At 62.0% G+C, this 16,435-nt stretch carries 15 protein-coding genes; 7 read left to right on the forward strand and 8 right to left on the reverse strand.

Annotated features, from left to right (window positions below; genetic code table 11):
- Nucleotides 1–54: 54 nt before the first annotated feature.
- Genes BM279_RS14615 through BM279_RS14625 form a run of 3 tightly spaced genes read left to right on the forward strand, consistent with a single transcriptional unit; the run spans nucleotide 55 to nucleotide 2,462 of the window.
- Nucleotides 55–1,065, forward strand: a complete 1,011-nt coding sequence (locus tag BM279_RS14615; RefSeq protein ID WP_093504804.1) for a GlxA family transcriptional regulator — start codon at nucleotides 55–57, stop codon at nucleotides 1,063–1,065.
- Nucleotides 1,058–1,309: a DUF1272 domain-containing protein gene (locus tag BM279_RS14620; RefSeq protein WP_093504806.1), complete on the forward strand. Its 252-nt coding sequence runs from the start codon at nucleotides 1,058–1,060 to the stop codon at nucleotides 1,307–1,309. The genes BM279_RS14615 and BM279_RS14620 overlap by 8 nt, the downstream gene beginning before the upstream one ends.
- Nucleotides 1,296–2,462 (forward strand): MFS transporter, encoded by a 1,167-nt coding sequence (locus BM279_RS14625; protein ID WP_244154169.1) that lies wholly within the window; start codon nucleotides 1,296–1,298, stop codon nucleotides 2,460–2,462. The genes BM279_RS14620 and BM279_RS14625 overlap by 14 nt, the downstream gene beginning before the upstream one ends.
- Here the strand turns inward: BM279_RS14625 and BM279_RS14630 are convergent.
- The 5 genes from BM279_RS14630 to BM279_RS14650 all read right to left on the reverse strand — a co-directional run bounded on the left by BM279_RS14630 (nucleotide 2,459) and on the right by BM279_RS14650 (nucleotide 8,735).
- Nucleotides 2,459–3,415, reverse strand: coding sequence for a sensor domain-containing diguanylate cyclase (locus tag BM279_RS14630; protein WP_093504810.1), 957 nt, complete (start codon nucleotides 3,413–3,415; stop codon nucleotides 2,459–2,461). The genes BM279_RS14625 and BM279_RS14630 overlap by 4 nt on opposite strands.
- Nucleotides 3,416–3,420: 5 nt before the next feature.
- Nucleotides 3,421–4,416 (reverse strand): response regulator, encoded by a 996-nt coding sequence (locus tag BM279_RS14635; protein ID WP_093504812.1) that lies wholly within the window; start codon nucleotides 4,414–4,416, stop codon nucleotides 3,421–3,423.
- 188 nt (nucleotides 4,417–4,604) lie between these two features.
- A complete protein-coding gene (nfuA, locus tag BM279_RS14640) occupies nucleotides 4,605–5,189 on the reverse strand; it encodes a Fe-S biogenesis protein NfuA (protein ID WP_093504814.1) in 585 nt (194 codons plus the stop codon).
- A 71-nt stretch (nucleotides 5,190–5,260) separates the two neighbouring features.
- The gene (locus tag BM279_RS14645) at nucleotides 5,261–6,280 is read right to left on the reverse strand and encodes an acyltransferase family protein (protein ID WP_093504816.1); all 1,020 of its coding nucleotides are present in this window, start codon (nucleotides 6,278–6,280) and stop codon (nucleotides 5,261–5,263) included.
- Between the two features lie 175 nt (nucleotides 6,281–6,455).
- On the reverse strand, nucleotides 6,456–8,735 hold the full coding sequence (locus tag BM279_RS14650; protein WP_093504818.1) for a fatty acid cis/trans isomerase: 2,280 nt from the start codon (nucleotides 8,733–8,735) through the stop codon (nucleotides 6,456–6,458).
- 193 nt (nucleotides 8,736–8,928) lie between these two features.
- Between BM279_RS14650 and metH the strand changes: the two genes are divergently transcribed.
- The 4 genes from metH to BM279_RS14670 all read left to right on the forward strand — a co-directional run bounded on the left by metH (nucleotide 8,929) and on the right by BM279_RS14670 (nucleotide 14,001).
- Nucleotides 8,929–12,639: a methionine synthase gene (gene metH / locus BM279_RS14655; protein ID WP_093505110.1), complete on the forward strand. Its 3,711-nt coding sequence runs from the start codon at nucleotides 8,929–8,931 to the stop codon at nucleotides 12,637–12,639.
- A 68-nt stretch (nucleotides 12,640–12,707) separates the two neighbouring features.
- A complete protein-coding gene (locus tag BM279_RS14660) occupies nucleotides 12,708–13,217 on the forward strand; it encodes a hypothetical protein (protein WP_093504820.1) in 510 nt (169 codons plus the stop codon).
- Between the two features lie 23 nt (nucleotides 13,218–13,240).
- Nucleotides 13,241–13,561 (forward strand): DUF5629 family protein, encoded by a 321-nt coding sequence (locus BM279_RS14665; RefSeq protein WP_093504822.1) that lies wholly within the window; start codon nucleotides 13,241–13,243, stop codon nucleotides 13,559–13,561.
- A gap of 11 nt (nucleotides 13,562–13,572) precedes the next feature.
- A complete protein-coding gene (locus BM279_RS14670) occupies nucleotides 13,573–14,001 on the forward strand; it encodes a hypothetical protein (RefSeq protein ID WP_093504824.1) in 429 nt (142 codons plus the stop codon).
- Nucleotides 14,002–14,007: 6 nt separating this feature from the next.
- Here the strand turns inward: BM279_RS14670 and BM279_RS14675 are convergent, their stop codons facing one another.
- From BM279_RS14675 to BM279_RS14685, 3 genes are all read right to left on the reverse strand, one after another.
- Nucleotides 14,008–14,310 (reverse strand): DUF1883 domain-containing protein, encoded by a 303-nt coding sequence (locus tag BM279_RS14675; protein WP_093504826.1) that lies wholly within the window; start codon nucleotides 14,308–14,310, stop codon nucleotides 14,008–14,010.
- A 36-nt stretch (nucleotides 14,311–14,346) separates the two neighbouring features.
- A complete protein-coding gene (locus BM279_RS14680) occupies nucleotides 14,347–15,123 on the reverse strand; it encodes a substrate-binding periplasmic protein (protein WP_093504828.1) in 777 nt (258 codons plus the stop codon).
- Between the two features lie 89 nt (nucleotides 15,124–15,212).
- Nucleotides 15,213–16,139 (reverse strand): ZIP family metal transporter, encoded by a 927-nt coding sequence (locus BM279_RS14685; protein WP_093504830.1) that lies wholly within the window; start codon nucleotides 16,137–16,139, stop codon nucleotides 15,213–15,215.
- Nucleotides 16,140–16,435: the final 296 nt, after the last annotated feature.

A 16,435-nucleotide genomic window follows, 5' to 3' on the forward strand; every position in this document is an offset into this window, starting at 1 on the left:
GCCGCCATAACCCTTCTTCAGCACACTGGCCACCTCTTACGCCGAGGGGCCGCCATGGACGACCGCAAATGCATTGCCGCGCTGATCTACCCGGACTTCATGAGCCTGGATGTGGTCGGCCCACTGCAGGTTTTCGCTTCCGCCAACGTCGAACGTAACCGCCACGGCTTGGGCGACGCCTATCGCCTGCTGTTGCTCGCCGAGCAGCCCGGTCCCATCTCCAGCTCCGCCGGCATGTGCATCGTGGCTGACGCTGCATGGCGCGACATAGATCCTTCCAATCTGGACACCCTGCTGATTCCCGGTGGTGCCGGTGAAGCCCGGCAATGTGAAAACGAGCCGCTGCTGAGCTGGCTGCGTGCTGCCGAACCTCGGATACGCCGCCTGGGTTCGGTCTGCTCGGGTGCGCTGATTCTGGCGCGCACCGGCCTGCTCGACGGCCGACGGGTGACCACCCACTGGGCCGATATCGACACCCTGCGCCAGGATGGCAAGCTGCTGGTCGACAGCGACTGCCTGCACACCTACGCCTCAGACGCAGGCGATGGCAGCGAGCACCTGTTCACCTCCGCGGGTGTCACTGCGGGAATCGACCTGGCGCTGGCGCTTGTTGAAGCGGATCTCGGTCGCAGCATGGCGCTGGCCGTGGCGCGACGCCAGGTGATGTTCCTGCGCCGCCCGGGCGGACAAGCCCAGTTCAGTGCCCTGCTCGCTCCCGAGCCCAGCCGTACGCCGCGCCTGGCCGAACTGCTGGAGTGGATTCCTGCCAACCTGGGCAGCGACCTCTCCCTCGACGCCCTGGCCAACAGGGCGCGGATGACGCCGCGCACCCTGTCCCGCGTATTCGCCCGAGAGCTGGGCACCGGGCCGGCGGGCTACGTGGAGCGTGTGCGTCTGGAGGCTGCCCGCACCCTGCTGCAGGACGCCCAGGCCTCGATCAGAACTGTCGCGCGCCTCACAGGCTTCGGCCATCCGGAAAACCTGCGCCGCGTCTTTCACAAACATTTGTCCATCAGCCCCCAGCAATACGCCGAACGTTTCGGTCAGGAGATGAGCCATGCTTGAGCTACGCCCCAACTGCGAATGCTGCGACCGAGATCTGCCTCCCGAGTCTCTGGACGCGCGCATCTGCTCGTTCGAATGCACCTACTGCAGCGCCTGTGCCGACACCCACCTCAACGGTCATTGCCCCAACTGCAGCGGCGAGCTTGTGCGCCGGCCAGTCCGCCCAGTTGCCAAGCTGGCGGCCAACCCGCCCTCGACCCTACGTGTGCGCAAAGCGGGAGGATGCGATGCTGCTGGTGCGTAATCGGGCGCTGCTGATTCTGTTCCTCGCCCAGGCGCTGTACTGGAGCTGCTCGCTGATCGGCATCACACTCACCGCGCTGATCGGTATGCAATTGTCTCCCTACAACAGCCTGATCACCCTGCCCCTGGCCTTGCTGGTGCTCGGCAACCTGCTGGCCACTCACCCGCTGTCGCTGTTCATGCAGCGCCATGGGCGCAGGCCCGGCCTGACCCTGGGCGCAGCAGCCGGCATTCTCGGCGGCCTGATCAGCGCCTCGGGTGTCTGGCTGGAAAACTTCGTATTGTTCTGCCTGGGCGCCCTGCCGATTGGCGTCTACCAGGCTTCCGCCATGTATTACCGCTTCGCGGCGCTGGAGACGGTGGACGACGCCCACAAGGGACGCGCTGCCGCCTGGGTGATCGCTGGCGGCATCTGCGCAGCGCTGATCGCGCCGAGCCTAACGCTCCGGGCGCGCAACGCCGTGAGCACGCCGTTTGTCGGTGCTTACCTGTTGCTGGCTGGGCTGGCGCTGCTTGGCCTAGTGCTGCTCAGTGCACTACGCGAGGGCGCAATTCCCGTGGCGCCGCGCGGCGACCTGCGCAGCCTGTTGGCCCGCCCGGCGATTCGTTGCGCGCTGGCGGTGACCGCTATTGGCCATGGCCTGATGATTCTGGTGATGAACGCGACTCCGCTGGCCATGAGTTTTTGTGGTTTGCCGTTGGCAGACGCCACCCTGGTGATCCAGTGGCACATGCTCGGCATGTTCCTACCCGCTCTGATTGCTGGCCCGTTGGTGGACCGCCTGGGCAGCAGGCCGGTAGCTTTTGTCGGTATTGGAATACTGGCGTGCAGCGCATTGGGCGGGATAAGTGGCCAGTCACAGGCCTACTTCCTGATTTCTTCGCTGCTACTGGGCATTGGCTGGAATCTGATGCTGGTGGCTGGCACCACCCTGCTCGCCAAAGCACACGAACTAGCCGAGCGCGGCAAGGCACAGGGACTTATGGAGCTGGCCAACGGCAGCGTCGCCGCCTGCGCAGCTTTCGCATCCGGTGCGCTGATCACCGGGCTGGGCTGGTTCCAGGTCAACCTGGCCATGCTGCCCTTGTTGGCCATAGCCCTGATGGTGGTGTTGCTAGCACGCCCAGCCCCCAGGCTCCCAGTGGCCGGCTAGAAGCCGAACACCGTCACCTGGTTGCGGCCATTGCGTTTGGAGTTGTAAAGCGCCTGATCGGCCCACTGGATGACCTGCTGGTGATCGTGGCTGGGCTCGCTGAGGTCGGCCACGCCGAGGCTGATGGTGAAGGGAATCACCTGCCCGTCGTGGCTGATCTGCAGGCGCTCGACCAGCATGCGCAGGCGCTCGGCGAAGATTCGCGCGCCGGTCGCGTCGATATCCGGCAGCAGCACCACGAACTCCTCGCCGCCGTAACGCCCAGCGATATCGGTATCGCGCAACTGCTCGCGCAGCACCTGAGCCACGCTCCGGATCACAGTATCGCCGGCTTGGTGGCCGTAGGTGTCATTGACCTTCTTGAAGTGATCGATATCGAAGATCACCAACGCCGCGCTGCTGCCGTAACGGCGATGGCGGGCGTGCTCGCGCTTGAGCTCCTCCTCCCAGTGGCCCCGGTTGTTGAGGCCAGTGAGCCGGTCAGTGCGCGACAGATGTTTGAACTGGTCGCTGATGCTCTGCAACTGACGCTTGTTCACCGCGACACCCGTCACGTCATAGATGATCACGCACAGGTGCTCGATCTTGCTGTTGGTGGCCATGAGCGGAAGGATGGTGGTGTTCTGGTACATGAAGTCTTCCACGCCGGTGATCGGCTGGTAGTTCTTGAACCTCACCAGATAGGGCCGCTGCTCCCAGATGGTGAAGGCCGCCGTGCCCAGGGTGACGACGTTCTCCACCTTGTTGCGAAACCAGACTTCATCGACCTCGGGAAACAGCTCGAAGAAGGAGCGCTCGGCGGCATCCCGCGCGCTGCGCCCGGAGTGGTTCTCCATGAAGCTGTTCCACACTTCCACGTTGTACTGGCGGTCGAGCACCACCACGCCGACATCGATGCTCTGCACGATGGCCAGCAGCCAGTGGAAATCGTTTAAATCCATGCTCTCGGCCATGCGGCTTATTCCATCAGGTAGGCGAGTTTGTTGGTCAGCAACGACACCGAATCTTCGGTGAACAGCAGCAGTAGATCGAAGTGGATGTCATGGCCTTCGATGCTGTAGCTCACCTCCACCGCCAGGGTCTTGCGCCAGCGCTGGCTATTGATGCGAATCAGCTCGTCGATGGAGGCGTGTTCACCGAGTATTTGCGGGTGGCCCTGGGAGAAACTCACGTCGAGCTGCTCGGCGATACCACTCAGGCAAGCGCCAATGATGATGCTGGACATGTCCAGAAGCATTTCCATGGACGAATGGTTGTGCTGCTGCCACTGCATCAGCCGGGCCATATCGGCCACTTCCGAGTCATGGAAGATCAGCAGCGCTTCGCCAGCGATGCCCTCGCCGATATAGCCCTGACAAACCGCGGTCAGCCCATTGCCGCGCTGGGCGTCGGCCAGGGCCATGTGCAACTCGCTGACTTCGAGGATATTGACGTTGGGAATCGGCAACTGCACGAAGACGCCGAGTACTCGGGCCAACAATGCAGCAGCGCGGCCCATGGCCACGTTGACCACCTCACGGAAGGCATCACGAAACGACACCTTGGGCTCGGACAACGCGGTGGGCACCGCAGCGCTTGGCGCGGCACGCAGAAAGCCGAGCTGGTCCAGGGTCTGGCGCAGCAACTCGGGGTCGGCAGGTTTCTTCAGAAATGCCAGGGCGCCAAGTTCCTTGACGCGGCGGATGGCTTCATCCTGCACGTCACCCGACACCACGATGACCTTCTGCGCACGGCCTTCAGCTTTCAGCGCCGCGAGCACACCATAGCCATCAAGCACCGGCATTGTCAGGTCGAGCAGAAGCAGATCGAAGTGAGCGGCGCGCAGCTGTTCGAGCGCTTCTTCGCCGTTAGCGGCCTGGCTGATGGTTACGGGCCAGTCAGCAGGCAAGGCACGCAGCAGTTGCTTGCGAGCCATGTTGGAATCATCACAGACGAGAAGAGATGCGGTGGGCATCGATACGCCTCAAGAGGTGGGCCTGATCCGGCTTGGCTGCGGCGGCTATCCGACAGCGGCGCCATCCTTGGGAGTGTTGCTGCCACTTATAGCAGAACGCCATCCGATATTTCTAACACTTGGATGAAGTGAAGCACGCCAAAGCAGACAAGGCGACCGAAGTCGCCTTGTCATTGCACACATTGCAATCAGTAATACGCGTTTTCACGATTGCTGTGGTCGGTCACGTCACGAACGCCCTTGAGCTCCGGAATGCGCTCGAGCAGAGTTTTCTCGATACCTTCCTTGAGGGTCAGGTCGGCCTGGCCGCAACCCTGACAACCACCGCCGAACTGCAGCACGGCGATGCCTTCGTCGACCACGTCGATCAACGTGACCTGGCCGCCGTGGCTGGCAAGGCCCGGGTTGATCTCGGTCTGCAGGTAGTAGTTGATTCGCTCATTGAGCGGGCTGTCTTCATTGACCATCGGCACTTTCGCGTTCGGTGCCTTGATGGTCAGCTGACCGCCCATACGGTCGGTGGCGTAGTCGACCACAGCGTCTTCGAGAAACGGCTCGCTGACGGCGTCGATCCAGGCCGTGAAGCTGGCCAGACCAACGGCCTGGTCTTCGGGCTTCTGCTCGCCTGGCTTGCAGTAGGCGATGCAGGTTTCCGCGTACTGGGTACCGGGCTGGGTGATGAATATACGGATACCGATTCCCGGTGTGTTCTGCTTGCTCAGCAGGTCGGCCAGGTAATCATGGGCGGCATCGGTAATGGTAATGGTGCTCATGGCAACTCCTCACGGTCATGTGGCGGAGTGTACGCCAAATGACCGCCGCGAATAAAGTCCTACTATTTTACTCAGGATATGGTTTGAAGCTGCGATTTGTTCGAGCGTTCGTTGATCCAAGTCTTGGCCTGAACGAAGAAGCGCTTCTCGATCAGTTCGTAGCTGCCCCAGGACGCCAGAGCGATCAGCGGCATGCAGGCGACGATGACCACATAAGGGTTGAGATCCAGGCTGGCCTGCACGTACCAGCCCAGGGACAGAATGATCACGTGCAGCAAATATACCGAATACGAGCAGTCGCCCATGCGCGCTAGCAGGCGGTTGTCCTTGAACCAGGGCTCCATGGCAATGCAGGCGGCGACGATCAGAGCACTCGGCACGCCCCAGTGCAGCAGGCGCATGCTGGTATCGAAGTGGTAAATGGCCAGCAGTGAGCCGGCGATTACCAGCAGCGGCACCCAAAGGCCCTGGCGGATCCAGCCGCGGCTATAGATCATGCCCAGCAGCACGCCGAACAGGAACTCGTAGACGATGCTGTTGCGGTAAAAATTGCTGAGCCACGGCTGGGTGGCCATGAGGCCGAAGATCATCAGCATCACCGCGACGAAGGCCAATCGCAGACGTTGCGGCACCATGAAGGCCAGGGCGAACAGCAGGTAGAAGAACATCTCGTAGTTCAGGGTCCAGCCGACGTTGAGCGTCGGGTAAAGCCCGAAACCACCCGGATTCTCGGCCGGAATGAACAGCAGCGAGAGCAACAGGTGATGCAGATCGAACTGCTGCACCGGCATCACCGGGTTGGCGTAGGCGATGATCAACGCGGCGAGCAGTGAATAAAGCCAATAGGCCGGCACGATACGCAGGATGCGGTTGAGCATGAAGCGCCACGGCGTGATGGTCTTGCCTTGGGTGGACAGATAGATAACCAGGCCGCTGATAACGAAGAAGATGTCGACGCCCACAGCGCCCTTGTCGGTGAAAAGACGGCCCATGAAACTCTCGGCCTTAAAATCGAAAAACACCTGCATGACATGGTGAAAAACCACTATCCAGGCCGCCAGAGCCCGAAGTGCCTGCACGGAAATCAGCATAGAAACGCTACGCTCCCTCTCGTTGAAATCGGTAAGCAGCAGCCCTGAATGATTGGCTGCCACAGGGTCCGACCGCAGTGGCGGGAGAAAGATCGGGTGAATTGGCGAAGCGCTGTACGGGCTTGCCGCAAGGGTCGCCGCGCCAAAGCTCTACGGCCGGCGCAGCGCCGCCTGCCTAGAGGTTCTCGTAGCGGTTCATGTCGAGCACGCCGGCCTCCACTGGCTCGTACTCGCGGATGTGCGCCGTCAGGTCATGGAAATATTGCCAGAACTGCGGATGGGTACGGCGAATGCCCCAACGCTCGACGATCTTCTCGAAGGCTTTAGCGTCGCGGGCCTGCTCCATGGCGGTCACGAAGTCCGGCACCTGGGCCGCGGCTACCGAAAACATGAAGTTCGGGTAGCTGCTCAGCACCTCCGGGTACACCGTCAGGGTGTCCAGACGCGGCTGGTAGCGCAGCTCCTCGCCGAGCATGAAGGCCACATTGCTGTGAGCGCGATTGCGCAGCAGGCTGTAGACCTCACGGCGCCCACCCTCGCCCTCGACCCTCAGCAGCGTGGCCTCCGGCAGTTGCTCGATCACCCTGAGTTGTGCGGCCGGCTTCGATGCCAGGCGGCTCAGCGCCTGCTCTGCCTGACGCAGCTCGGCCGGCAAGCCATCGCGATAGCAGTGCTCGCCACCGCACCGATTGATCGGGTCACGCCGCGCATTCAGGCCATCGAAGCGCTGCAGCAACTGTTCGGCGAACTGATGCTTGGGATCGTCACCGCCCAAGGCCAAGCCGCTCGGCGTCTTCTTGTCCAGCGGGTAGTAATCCATCCACGCCTTGAGCTTGCCGCTGTACTGATACCAGTCGTCGAAGATCGACGTGCGCGCATCGGCCGGCATCAGGCGCAGGAAGTTCTGCTCGGCGCCATTGCGGATCAGGTCGAAGTACAGGCGGGTCTGCGCCTGGTGCGAGACATTGCCGAACACGTCGAAATTGACCACCAACTGGTAATAGGTGCGTTCCAGCAGCGGGTAATCCATCCACCAGAGGGTCTGCGGAATCTCGCCGATCAGGCCTTTGCGCACCGAAGCGCTGTCATGCTGACGGAAGATCGACAGCAGCGCGTTGTCATTGCCCTGCCAGATCTGCGACCACTCTGATGGCGGTGCCTCGTGATAGCCGTCAGTGCGCAGGGCCTCGTAGGCGTTGCGCTTGTCGCGGGAGCTGCGCCACAGGCCTAGCAGATCGCCAATCTCGTCGAGCTGGCCGGGCATGGCCAACAGCGGCGTGGCTTCGCCGCGATAAGCCGGGTCGGTGATGTACAGATCGTGTTGCGGGTCCTGGAAGAAAACCCAGAAATTGTCGCGGATCACGTCGGTGGCGATCTGCCCGCGGCATACGGGCCCACGGATGAAGGTGCGCACGAAGTATTCGGCGTTATCGAGCATGAACTGATAGCGCGCCTGGGCGGGAATCGCCTCGAATGCCAGGAACGGGTTGGAGCGATGCTGCACGCCATACCCCGGCAGCGTAGCCACCTGCCAGTCGGTGCCGAAGAACAGCTCGCGCACATGCGCAAGCTTGGCGGCGCTGAGCGGATAAGTGATGTGGGTCTTGTGAACGATCACACCCTGGATCGGCATCAACCGATAATAGATGTCGGTACCCGGATCATCGTTGGGGCGCCGCGTGGCGATGATGTCCACTGGCTGGCCGCTGGGCGTGCGCGAACGCACCAGCTGGAAAAAGTGCCCGGCCTCGCCACCTTCGAAATACAGATGGGCGAGAAACAGATGCTCATAGATCCAGCGGCTGACCAGTCGCTGTTCGTCACCGTCTGCATTGAGGAAGCGTTCCCAGTCGGCGACCTGTTTGGCTTCAGCGGGGCTGGCCTGCAGCGCCTGCGCGTCGACCGGCGCGCCCTGCTGCAGCCAGCGCTGCACCGTCTGGTAATCCTGTTCGGTAAGGCCGGTAACGGCGAACGGCATGCCGGCCATGGGGTTCTTGCTAGCGAAGTCGGCGAACTCGCCCGGCAGCGCGCACTGGTTGGCGCGCTCGATGCTGATGTCCAGATCCTTGGGCAACTTGCTGTTGGCCGGCAGCGGTGTGGCGTGGCCCAACTCGAGCATGCGCGCCATCAATGCAGCCTGGCCGCCCTGCTGCTCCAGCACCGAATGGAAATCCTTACGGCGCCAGGCCGGCGCGCCATGGGCGTCCATAAACAGCCGCGTGGTCGCTTGAGTATGGGTACGCGTGCCATCGTAAACCGCCGCCTTGCTGGCGCCGCGCTCGGCTCCCTCGCCGCTGCCCAGGTTGAGCTGACATGGCGCATCGTAGCAGGCATGGCAGGCTACGCAGTTCTGCGTAAAGATCGGCTGGATGTCGCGGCTGTAGGAAATGTCCTGGGCCATTGTCAGCGGGCTGATCAGAACGAGGCAAAGGGTCAACAGCAGCCGGCAGCGCATGGCACAAATTCCACGAAATTGGCCGCGCATTCTAGCCGTCTCGCCTGTGCCATCGCTATGCCTGCATGCCACCGGACGCCATCGGCAACATGAACATAATTCATGCAGAAGTGCGCGACGCAGAAATGCCGTCAAGGTTTGTTATCATCAGTGGCCTTGTCGTAGCCTCCCGTTCAGAGCCTTTTCCATGCCCTTGTCAGATCGCAGCGCCCGCCTACAAGCACTTCAGCAAGCCCTCAAGGAACGCATCCTGATCCTCGACGGCGGCATGGGCACCATGATCCAGAGCTACAAGCTCGAAGAAGCCGACTACCGCGGCGAACGCTTCGCCGACTGGCCGAGCGACGTCAAGGGTAACAACGACCTGCTGCTGCTGACCCAGCCGCAGATCATCGCCGCCATCGAGAAGGCTTACCTGGATGCCGGCGCCGACATCCTGGAAACCAACACCTTCAACGCCACGCAGGTGTCCCAGGCCGATTACGACATGGAGTCGATCGTCTACGAACTGAACGTCGCTGGCGCCCGCGTGGCCCGTGAAGTGGCCGACGCCAAGACCCTGGAAACCCCGGATCGCCCGCGCTTCGTCGCAGGCGTTCTCGGCCCAACGAGCCGCACCTGCTCGATCTCCCCGGACGTCAACGATCCCGGCTACCGCAACGTCACCTTCGACGAGCTGGTGGAGAACTACACCGAAGCCACTCGCGGCCTGATCGAGGGCGGCGCCGACCTGATCCTGATCGAGACCATCTTCGACACCCTCAACGCCAAGGCGGCAATCTTTGCCGTGCAACAGGTGTTCGAGGAAGACGGCGTCGAACTGCCGATCATGATCTCCGGCACCATCACCGACGCCTCCGGCCGCACCCTGTCCGGCCAGACCACCGAAGCGTTCTGGAACTCGGTGGCCCACGCCAAGCCGATTTCCGTGGGCCTGAACTGCGCCCTTGGTGCCGCCGACTTGCGCCCCTATCTGGAAGAGCTGTCGAACAAGGCTGGCACCCACGTCTCCGCGCACCCCAACGCTGGCCTGCCCAACGCCTTCGGTGAATACGACGAAACCCCAGCGCAGATGGCGGCGGTTGTCGAAGAGTTCGCCGCCAGTGGCTTTCTCAACATCATCGGCGGCTGCTGCGGCACCACGCCCGGGCATATCCAGGCCATCGCCGAAGCAGTCGCCAAGTACCAACCCCGCGCGATTCCGGAGATTCCCAAGGCCTGTCGCCTGTCCGGTCTGGAGCCGTTCACCATCGACCGCCAGTCGTTGTTCGTCAACGTCGGCGAACGCACCAACATCACCGGTTCGGCCAAGTTCGCCCGCCTGATTCGCGAGGAGAACTACACCGAAGCGCTGGAAGTCGCCCTGCAGCAGGTGGAAGCCGGTGCCCAGGTGATCGACATCAACATGGACGAAGGGATGCTCGACTCCAAGGCGGCCATGGTCAGGTTCCTCAACCTGATTGCCGGTGAGCCGGACATCTCCCGCGTGCCGATCATGATCGACTCCTCCAAGTGGGAGGTGATCGAGGCCGGCCTGAAGTGCATCCAGGGCAAGGGCATCGTCAACTCGATTTCCATGAAGGAAGGCGTCGAGCAGTTCAAGCACCACGCCAAGCTGTGCAAGCGCTATGGCGCCGCCGTGGTGGTAATGGCCTTCGACGAGGTCGGCCAGGCCGACACTGCAGCGCGCAAGAAGGAAATCTGCCAGCGCAGCTACGACATTCTGGTCAATGAAGTGGGCTTCCCACCGGAAGACATCATCTTCGACCCGAATATCTTCGCCGTGGCCACCGGCATCGAAGAGCACAACAATTACGCCGTCGACTTCATCGAAGCCTGCGCCTATATCCGCGATAACCTGCCCTATGCGTTGTCCAGCGGCGGCGTCTCCAACGTGTCGTTCTCGTTCCGCGGCAACAACCCGGTGCGCGAGGCGATCCACTCGGTCTTCCTCTACTACGCGATCCAGAACGGCCTCTCTATGGGCATCGTCAACGCTGGCCAGTTGGAAATCTACGACGAGATTCCCAAGGAGCTGCGCGACGCGGTCGAGGACGTTGTGCTTAACCGCAACGACGGCGCCACCGAGGCGCTGCTAGCCATTGCCGACAAGTACAAGGGTGACGGCGCCGCCAAGGAAGTGGAAAACGAAGAGTGGCGCTCGCTGCCAGTCGACAAGCGCCTGGAACACGCGCTGGTCAAGGGCATCACCGCCTTTATCGTCGAGGACACCGAGGAGTGCCGCCAGCAATGCGCGCGCCCCATCGAGGTCATCGAAGGCCCACTGATGAGCGGCATGAACGTGGTCGGCGACCTGTTCGGCTCGGGCAAGATGTTCCTGCCCCAGGTGGTCAAGTCCGCCCGCGTGATGAAGCAGGCCGTGGCGCACCTGATTCCCTTCATCGAAGCCGAGAAAGGTGACAAGCCCGAAGCCAAGGGCAAGATCCTCATGGCCACCGTGAAAGGCGACGTACACGACATCGGCAAGAACATCGTCGGCGTGGTGCTGGGCTGTAACGGCTACGACATCGTCGACCTGGGCGTGATGGTGCCGGCGGAAAAGATCCTGCAGACCGCCATCGCCGAGAAGTGCGACATCATCGGCCTGTCCGGGCTGATCACACCGTCGCTGGACGAAATGGTGCACGTTGCCAAGGAAATGCAGCGCCAGGGTTTCAAGCTGCCGCTGATGATTGGCGGCGCCACCACCTCCAAGGCGCACACGGCGGTGAAGATCGATCCGCAGTACAGCAACGATGCCGTGGTCTACGTCACCGATGCCTCGCGCGCCGTGGGTGTGGCCACCCAGTTGCTGTCCAAGGAGCTCAAGGCCGACTTCGTGCAGAAGACCCGCGACGAATACGTGGTGGTACGCGAACGTACCGCGGCCCGGGCGACCCGCACCGAGCGCCTGAGCTACGACAAGGCGGTGGCCAACAAGCCGAAGTTCGACTGGGCCGGCTACAGCGCGCCGAAACCGCGCTTCACCGGCGCCAAGGTGCTCGACGATATCGACCTCAACGTACTGGCCGAATACATCGACTGGACGCCCTTCTTCATCTCCTGGGACCTGGCCGGCAAGTACCCGCGCATCCTCACCGACGAAGTGGTCGGCGAAGCGGCCACCAGCCTGTTCAACGATGCCCAGGCGATGCTGCACAAACTGATCGACGAGAAGCTGATCAAAGCCCGCGCCGTACTCGGTTTCTGGCCGGCCAATCAGGTGCGTGATGACGACATCGAGGTGTACGGCGACAACGGCGAACCGCTCGCCACCCTGCATCATCTGCGTCAGCAGACCATCAAGCCGGACGGCAAGCCGAACCTGTCGCTGGCCGACTTCGTCGCGCCGAAGGACAGCGGCGTGACCGACTACGTGGGTGGCTTTATCACCACCGCCGGCATCGGCGCCGAGGAAGTGGCCAAGGCCTACGAGGCCAAGGGCGACGATTACAACTCGATCATGGTCAAGGCCCTGGCCGACCGCCTCGCCGAGGCGTGCGCGGAGTGGCTGCACGAGCGCGTGCGCAAGGAGCACTGGGGTTACGCGACGGACGAGCAACTGGACAACGAGGCGCTGATCCGCGAGCAGTACAAGGGCATCCGCCCTGCCCCCGGCTACCCGGCCTGCCCGGACCACACCGAGAAAGGCACGCTGTTCAAGCTGCTTGACCCCGAAGCGGACTACAACAAGGCGGGCCGCAGCGGCGTGTTCCTCACCGAGCACTACGCCATGTTCCCGGCGGCCGCGGTCTCCGGCTGGTACTTCGCCCACCCCGAGGCGCAGTACTTCGCCGTCGGCAAGGTCGACAAGGATCAGATCGAAAGCTACACCGCGCGCAAGGCACAAGACATCGCCATCAGCGAACGCTGGCTGGCGCCGAACCTCGGTTATGACGACTGAGCCAACACAAGGACCTGCGAACCCGCGCGGCGCCAGTCGCCGGGTTCTTTCTCTGCAAGGACGTACTCATGTACTACCGACTACCCGCCCTCTTTCTGTTCGCCCTGCTGACCGGCTGCGGCACCATCGCCTTCGACCCGCCAGTGTTCGACCTGGCCGCTTCCAAGATCGCTGATTTCCCGGTCAAAGGAACGATCGCCATCGAAAATGCCCAGCCTGCGACCGAGCCGGTGATTCTGCATTCGCAAAGCGGCACCCGCCTGCAGTCGAACTACCACGAAGTTACCAAGACCATGGTGACTCAGGCCCGCTTCGAACTGGCGCGCCATGGCAAGGTCAGCGCAGGAAGCGACAAGCGCATCGATCTCAAGGTCACGCACCTGGAGAGCCGCTACATCTTCTTCTACTGGAAAGGCACCATGACCTTCACCGTCAGCCTGGGTGATGGGCAACGCTTCGAAATGACCATCAATCACGCTACGGGCGCCAGTGCCCAGCAGGACCTCAGCGGCTCGATCGCCGACGGCGTGGTGGCCCTTTACAAAGACCCGCGGGTACTCGCCTACCTCGCGAACTGAATCCATTGAACGACCGGACTGCCATGACCGACACAACGACCTACCTGCTCGACCAGCTGGAAACCGCCGACATGCTGGTCATCGATGACCTGCACGCCTTCGACTTCCAGCTCGACGACGCGCTACTCGATCAGGCCGATGCGGCCGCTGAAGCGAACGAGGCGTTCGCCAGCGAGGCGGTTGTATTGTCTATCGAGGCCCAAGACGGCCGCGAACGCAAACGCTGGCAGTTCAGTTACAACGCGGTGATGGAAGCGCAATACCTGGCAGCAGAAGACAGTTGGCGCATTGGCGAACACCATCTGACCTGTCTCGCTGCGGTGAGCAGCGACGCAGAAGACTGATCGCGCCACGGATGACCATCTTGCAGCGCATCGCGCCACCCCTCTGGGCGCCGGATTTCGCCCGGCACCGCATACTGCTGGATGGGCCTCAGGCCGAGAAAGCACGAAAGGCGTTTGCGCCTCTGCTGAGTTCGCTTTATGAGCAATTGCAACGGCGTCTTGATGCCTACGTCAATGACCCTGAGCAGTGCTTCCCCGAAATCGATGCTTTTCCCTGCCGCAATAATCTTGCCGGCACGTACTACATTGAGTCGGAAACCTACGAGGTCTGCGACGAGGGCTACCGGCTGTGGATTCAGGTTCGCTGCCAAGAGAAGCCCAGTCATCCTGATCAGCAAGAACGCGGCTATGACTATCTGGGCTTGGAGGCCATCTGCAGTCTGGCTCCAGGCGGCCGCGAAGCTTTTATCGACGAGGGTTTCAACAGCAGCAGTATCTGAGTCGCATCAGGACAAATCTGAAGACGAGCGGCGCACGATCTTGATCGAGTGCTTGAGGGTCGGCTTGCGCGTCACGCTGATCGCCTTGCGGGTCACGGTGTCGAGGGTAATGTTCCAGAAACCGCTGCTGGGCACGGTGATCTTGGCCGGAAACTTGTCGAACGCGCCGCCGTGATACGTATGGCGACCACCATTCTTGAAACTGCGAAAGTTCGCATCGTTCATCAGGCGGATATTGCAGGGTTGCGAGCATTCGATGATGACCAGGTCATCTTCGTTGAGGTGCTCGCGCTGGTGGATGTACTTCATCAGGCGCTCCTCGGGGTTTCAGGGCGCTAGCATGACTTACCAGCCGCCAGACAGCAAAGCCCGCGACCGCTCCAGCCCCAGATAACTGACGAGAATGCGCTGCCAGCTGCCATCGCGATGCATGTCCTCGAACGCCGCCGTCATCTTCTGCGACAGCGCCTCGGCACCTTCCAGTTTGAGGCTGCCAGCGATATGACTGCGCGTGCTGCTCAGCGGCTTGCCAGCCAGCAGCGGCGCCTGGGCATTCATTTCGCGCCATAGATAGAAAGCCCGCAAGTCGATCTCGTACCAGGCCACCACGCGGCCGCTGCGCAGCAGCTCGGCAGCTTGCAGCGGATCGGTGACCTCCACTACACGCTGGTCGCCACTTTGGATGCGTTTCAGTTCATCAGCGCGCGGGGTGCCGGCCATCACCGCCACCGGGCCGGCCCGCAGGGCATCGTTCAGGTTGTCGAAGGTGCGGTCGAGACTGACGAGCACATAGGGCGTGGGCAGCACATCGAGCAGCCAGACGAATCCATTCTCCCGCTCCGGGGTACGCCCCAGATTGAGCACGATGCCATGGGGGTCGCCTTCGGCCTCGCTCAAGACCCTGCGCCAGGGCACACTGCGAAACACGCATTGCTGGGCCGTGCGCGTACACAACTCACGCATCAGCTCACCGAACAGCCCGGAGCCCTTGGCCACGCCGTCGGCGAAGGGCATCTGGCCCTGGCCAACATAGACATTCAACGGCTCCTCCTGAGCGGCGAGAGGGCCGCTCAGGGCGCACATCAGCACCAGAAGGCCACCGATGTGACGAAAATGGGCCATGACATCTCTTGTGCGCACGCGCCAATCCCATAGTGACTAACGAAGCTCGAAACCTGGCGCAGTGTGCATCAGCGCTGGGCAAATGCCTATCAGCCCAATGCCGTATCTAAGAACATCATCACAGCAAACCCGCCCATCAGCCCGAGAGTCGCCGCCGTCTGGTGGCCGTTGCGGTGAGTCTCGGGGATGATCTCGTGGGATACCACGAACAGCATCGCACCGGCGGCCAGACCAAGGCCGATGGGATAAGCCAGCGCATAGCTGCTCGACATGCCGACACCAACCAACGCACCAAGGGGCTCCATCAGGCCACTGGCGGCTGCAATCAGTGCTGCACGCAAGACCGATACACCGATGGTGCGCAGCGCCAGGGCGACAGCCAGGCCTTCGGGAATGTCCTGAATGGCAATGGCGGTTGCCAATGGAATGCCGACCTGCATGTCATCGCCGGCAAAGCCAACGCCAATGGCCATACCTTCCGGCAGGTTATGCAGGGTGATGGCGAACACGAATAGCCATACGCGGCTTAGCCGGCTGCTTTGTGGCCCCTGCGCGCCCGCGCTTTCATGCTCGTGGGGTGTGAAGCGGTCCAGCCCGAGCATCAGCAGCACACCAAGGGCCAGCCCGAGCACCACCGTCGCAGCGCCCCGCAAACCGCTGCCGGTCAACACTTCGGCGGCTTCCAGGCCAGGCAGGATCAGCGAAAAGGAGCTGGCCGCCAGCATCATGCCGGCCGCGAAGCCGAGCATGCTGTCCTGGGTCCTGACGCTGATGTTGCCCAGCGCCAGCGCCGCAAGCGCACCCAGAGCGGTTGCTGCAAAGCCCGCGCCGCCGCCATACAGGGCATAACGAATACGCTCCGGGTGCGCCCCATCGAAGATATTGACCAGACTACTGAACAGCAACCACAACACCACCAACAGAGCAATGCCCAGCCCGGCGGCCACCCACGGAGATTCACGAACCTGGGAAACCCATGCCTGCAGCATGCCATTGCGAGCGGAAAGCGTTTGCATAGAGCCTCTTCGTTCAACTCTGGGACAGGCGGCGCACGAGGCCGGCCTTATGTGTGCGACAAGCAGATTATTGTCGACGTTTCACCTGTTCGCCGCCCGGTATTGGGAGGCTGCGGGCAGTCAACGAACCATCACATTGTTGCGGATGATTCTCAATAGTCAGGCAAGGAAAATCTCACCTGCCAGGCACTTGCGCAACGATCCACCACCACAGTTATGCATGCATTCTGACTTAGCACCAAAAGTTCTTTTCTTATATTCAAACATCACTTTTGCGCATAAACCTGAACTGGTAT

The organism is Phytopseudomonas straminea, from assembly GCF_900112645.1.
GTDB lineage: Bacteria > Pseudomonadota > Gammaproteobacteria > Pseudomonadales > Pseudomonadaceae > Aquipseudomonas > Aquipseudomonas straminea.

What these genes read in the sequence shown, in the direction of transcription:
- BM279_RS14615 (WP_093504804.1), top strand. Translation starts at nt 55, where the DNA reads ATGGACGACCGCAAATGCATTGCCGCGCTGATCTACCCGGACTTCATG.
- BM279_RS14665 (WP_093504822.1), top strand. Translation starts at nt 13,241, where the DNA reads ATGACCGACACAACGACCTACCTGCTCGACCAGCTGGAAACCGCCGAC.
- BM279_RS14650 (WP_093504818.1), bottom strand. Translation starts at nt 8,735, where the DNA reads ATGCGCTGCCGGCTGCTGTTGACCCTTTGCCTCGTTCTGATCAGCCCG.
- BM279_RS14635 (WP_093504812.1), bottom strand. Translation starts at nt 4,416, where the DNA reads ATGCCCACCGCATCTCTTCTCGTCTGTGATGATTCCAACATGGCTCGC.
- BM279_RS14660 (WP_093504820.1), top strand. Translation starts at nt 12,708, where the DNA reads ATGTACTACCGACTACCCGCCCTCTTTCTGTTCGCCCTGCTGACCGGC.
- BM279_RS14630 (WP_093504810.1), bottom strand. Translation starts at nt 3,415, where the DNA reads ATGGCCGAGAGCATGGATTTAAACGATTTCCACTGGCTGCTGGCCATC.
- BM279_RS14680 (WP_093504828.1), bottom strand. Translation starts at nt 15,123, where the DNA reads ATGGCCCATTTTCGTCACATCGGTGGCCTTCTGGTGCTGATGTGCGCC.
- BM279_RS14685 (WP_093504830.1), bottom strand. Translation starts at nt 16,139, where the DNA reads ATGCAAACGCTTTCCGCTCGCAATGGCATGCTGCAGGCATGGGTTTCC.
- nfuA (WP_093504814.1), bottom strand. Translation starts at nt 5,189, where the DNA reads ATGAGCACCATTACCATTACCGATGCCGCCCATGATTACCTGGCCGAC.
- BM279_RS14620 (WP_093504806.1), top strand. Translation starts at nt 1,058, where the DNA reads ATGCTTGAGCTACGCCCCAACTGCGAATGCTGCGACCGAGATCTGCCT.
- BM279_RS14675 (WP_093504826.1), bottom strand. Translation starts at nt 14,310, where the DNA reads ATGAAGTACATCCACCAGCGCGAGCACCTCAACGAAGATGACCTGGTC.
- BM279_RS14670 (WP_093504824.1), top strand. Translation starts at nt 13,573, where the DNA reads ATGACCATCTTGCAGCGCATCGCGCCACCCCTCTGGGCGCCGGATTTC.
- BM279_RS14645 (WP_093504816.1), bottom strand. Translation starts at nt 6,280, where the DNA reads ATGCTGATTTCCGTGCAGGCACTTCGGGCTCTGGCGGCCTGGATAGTG.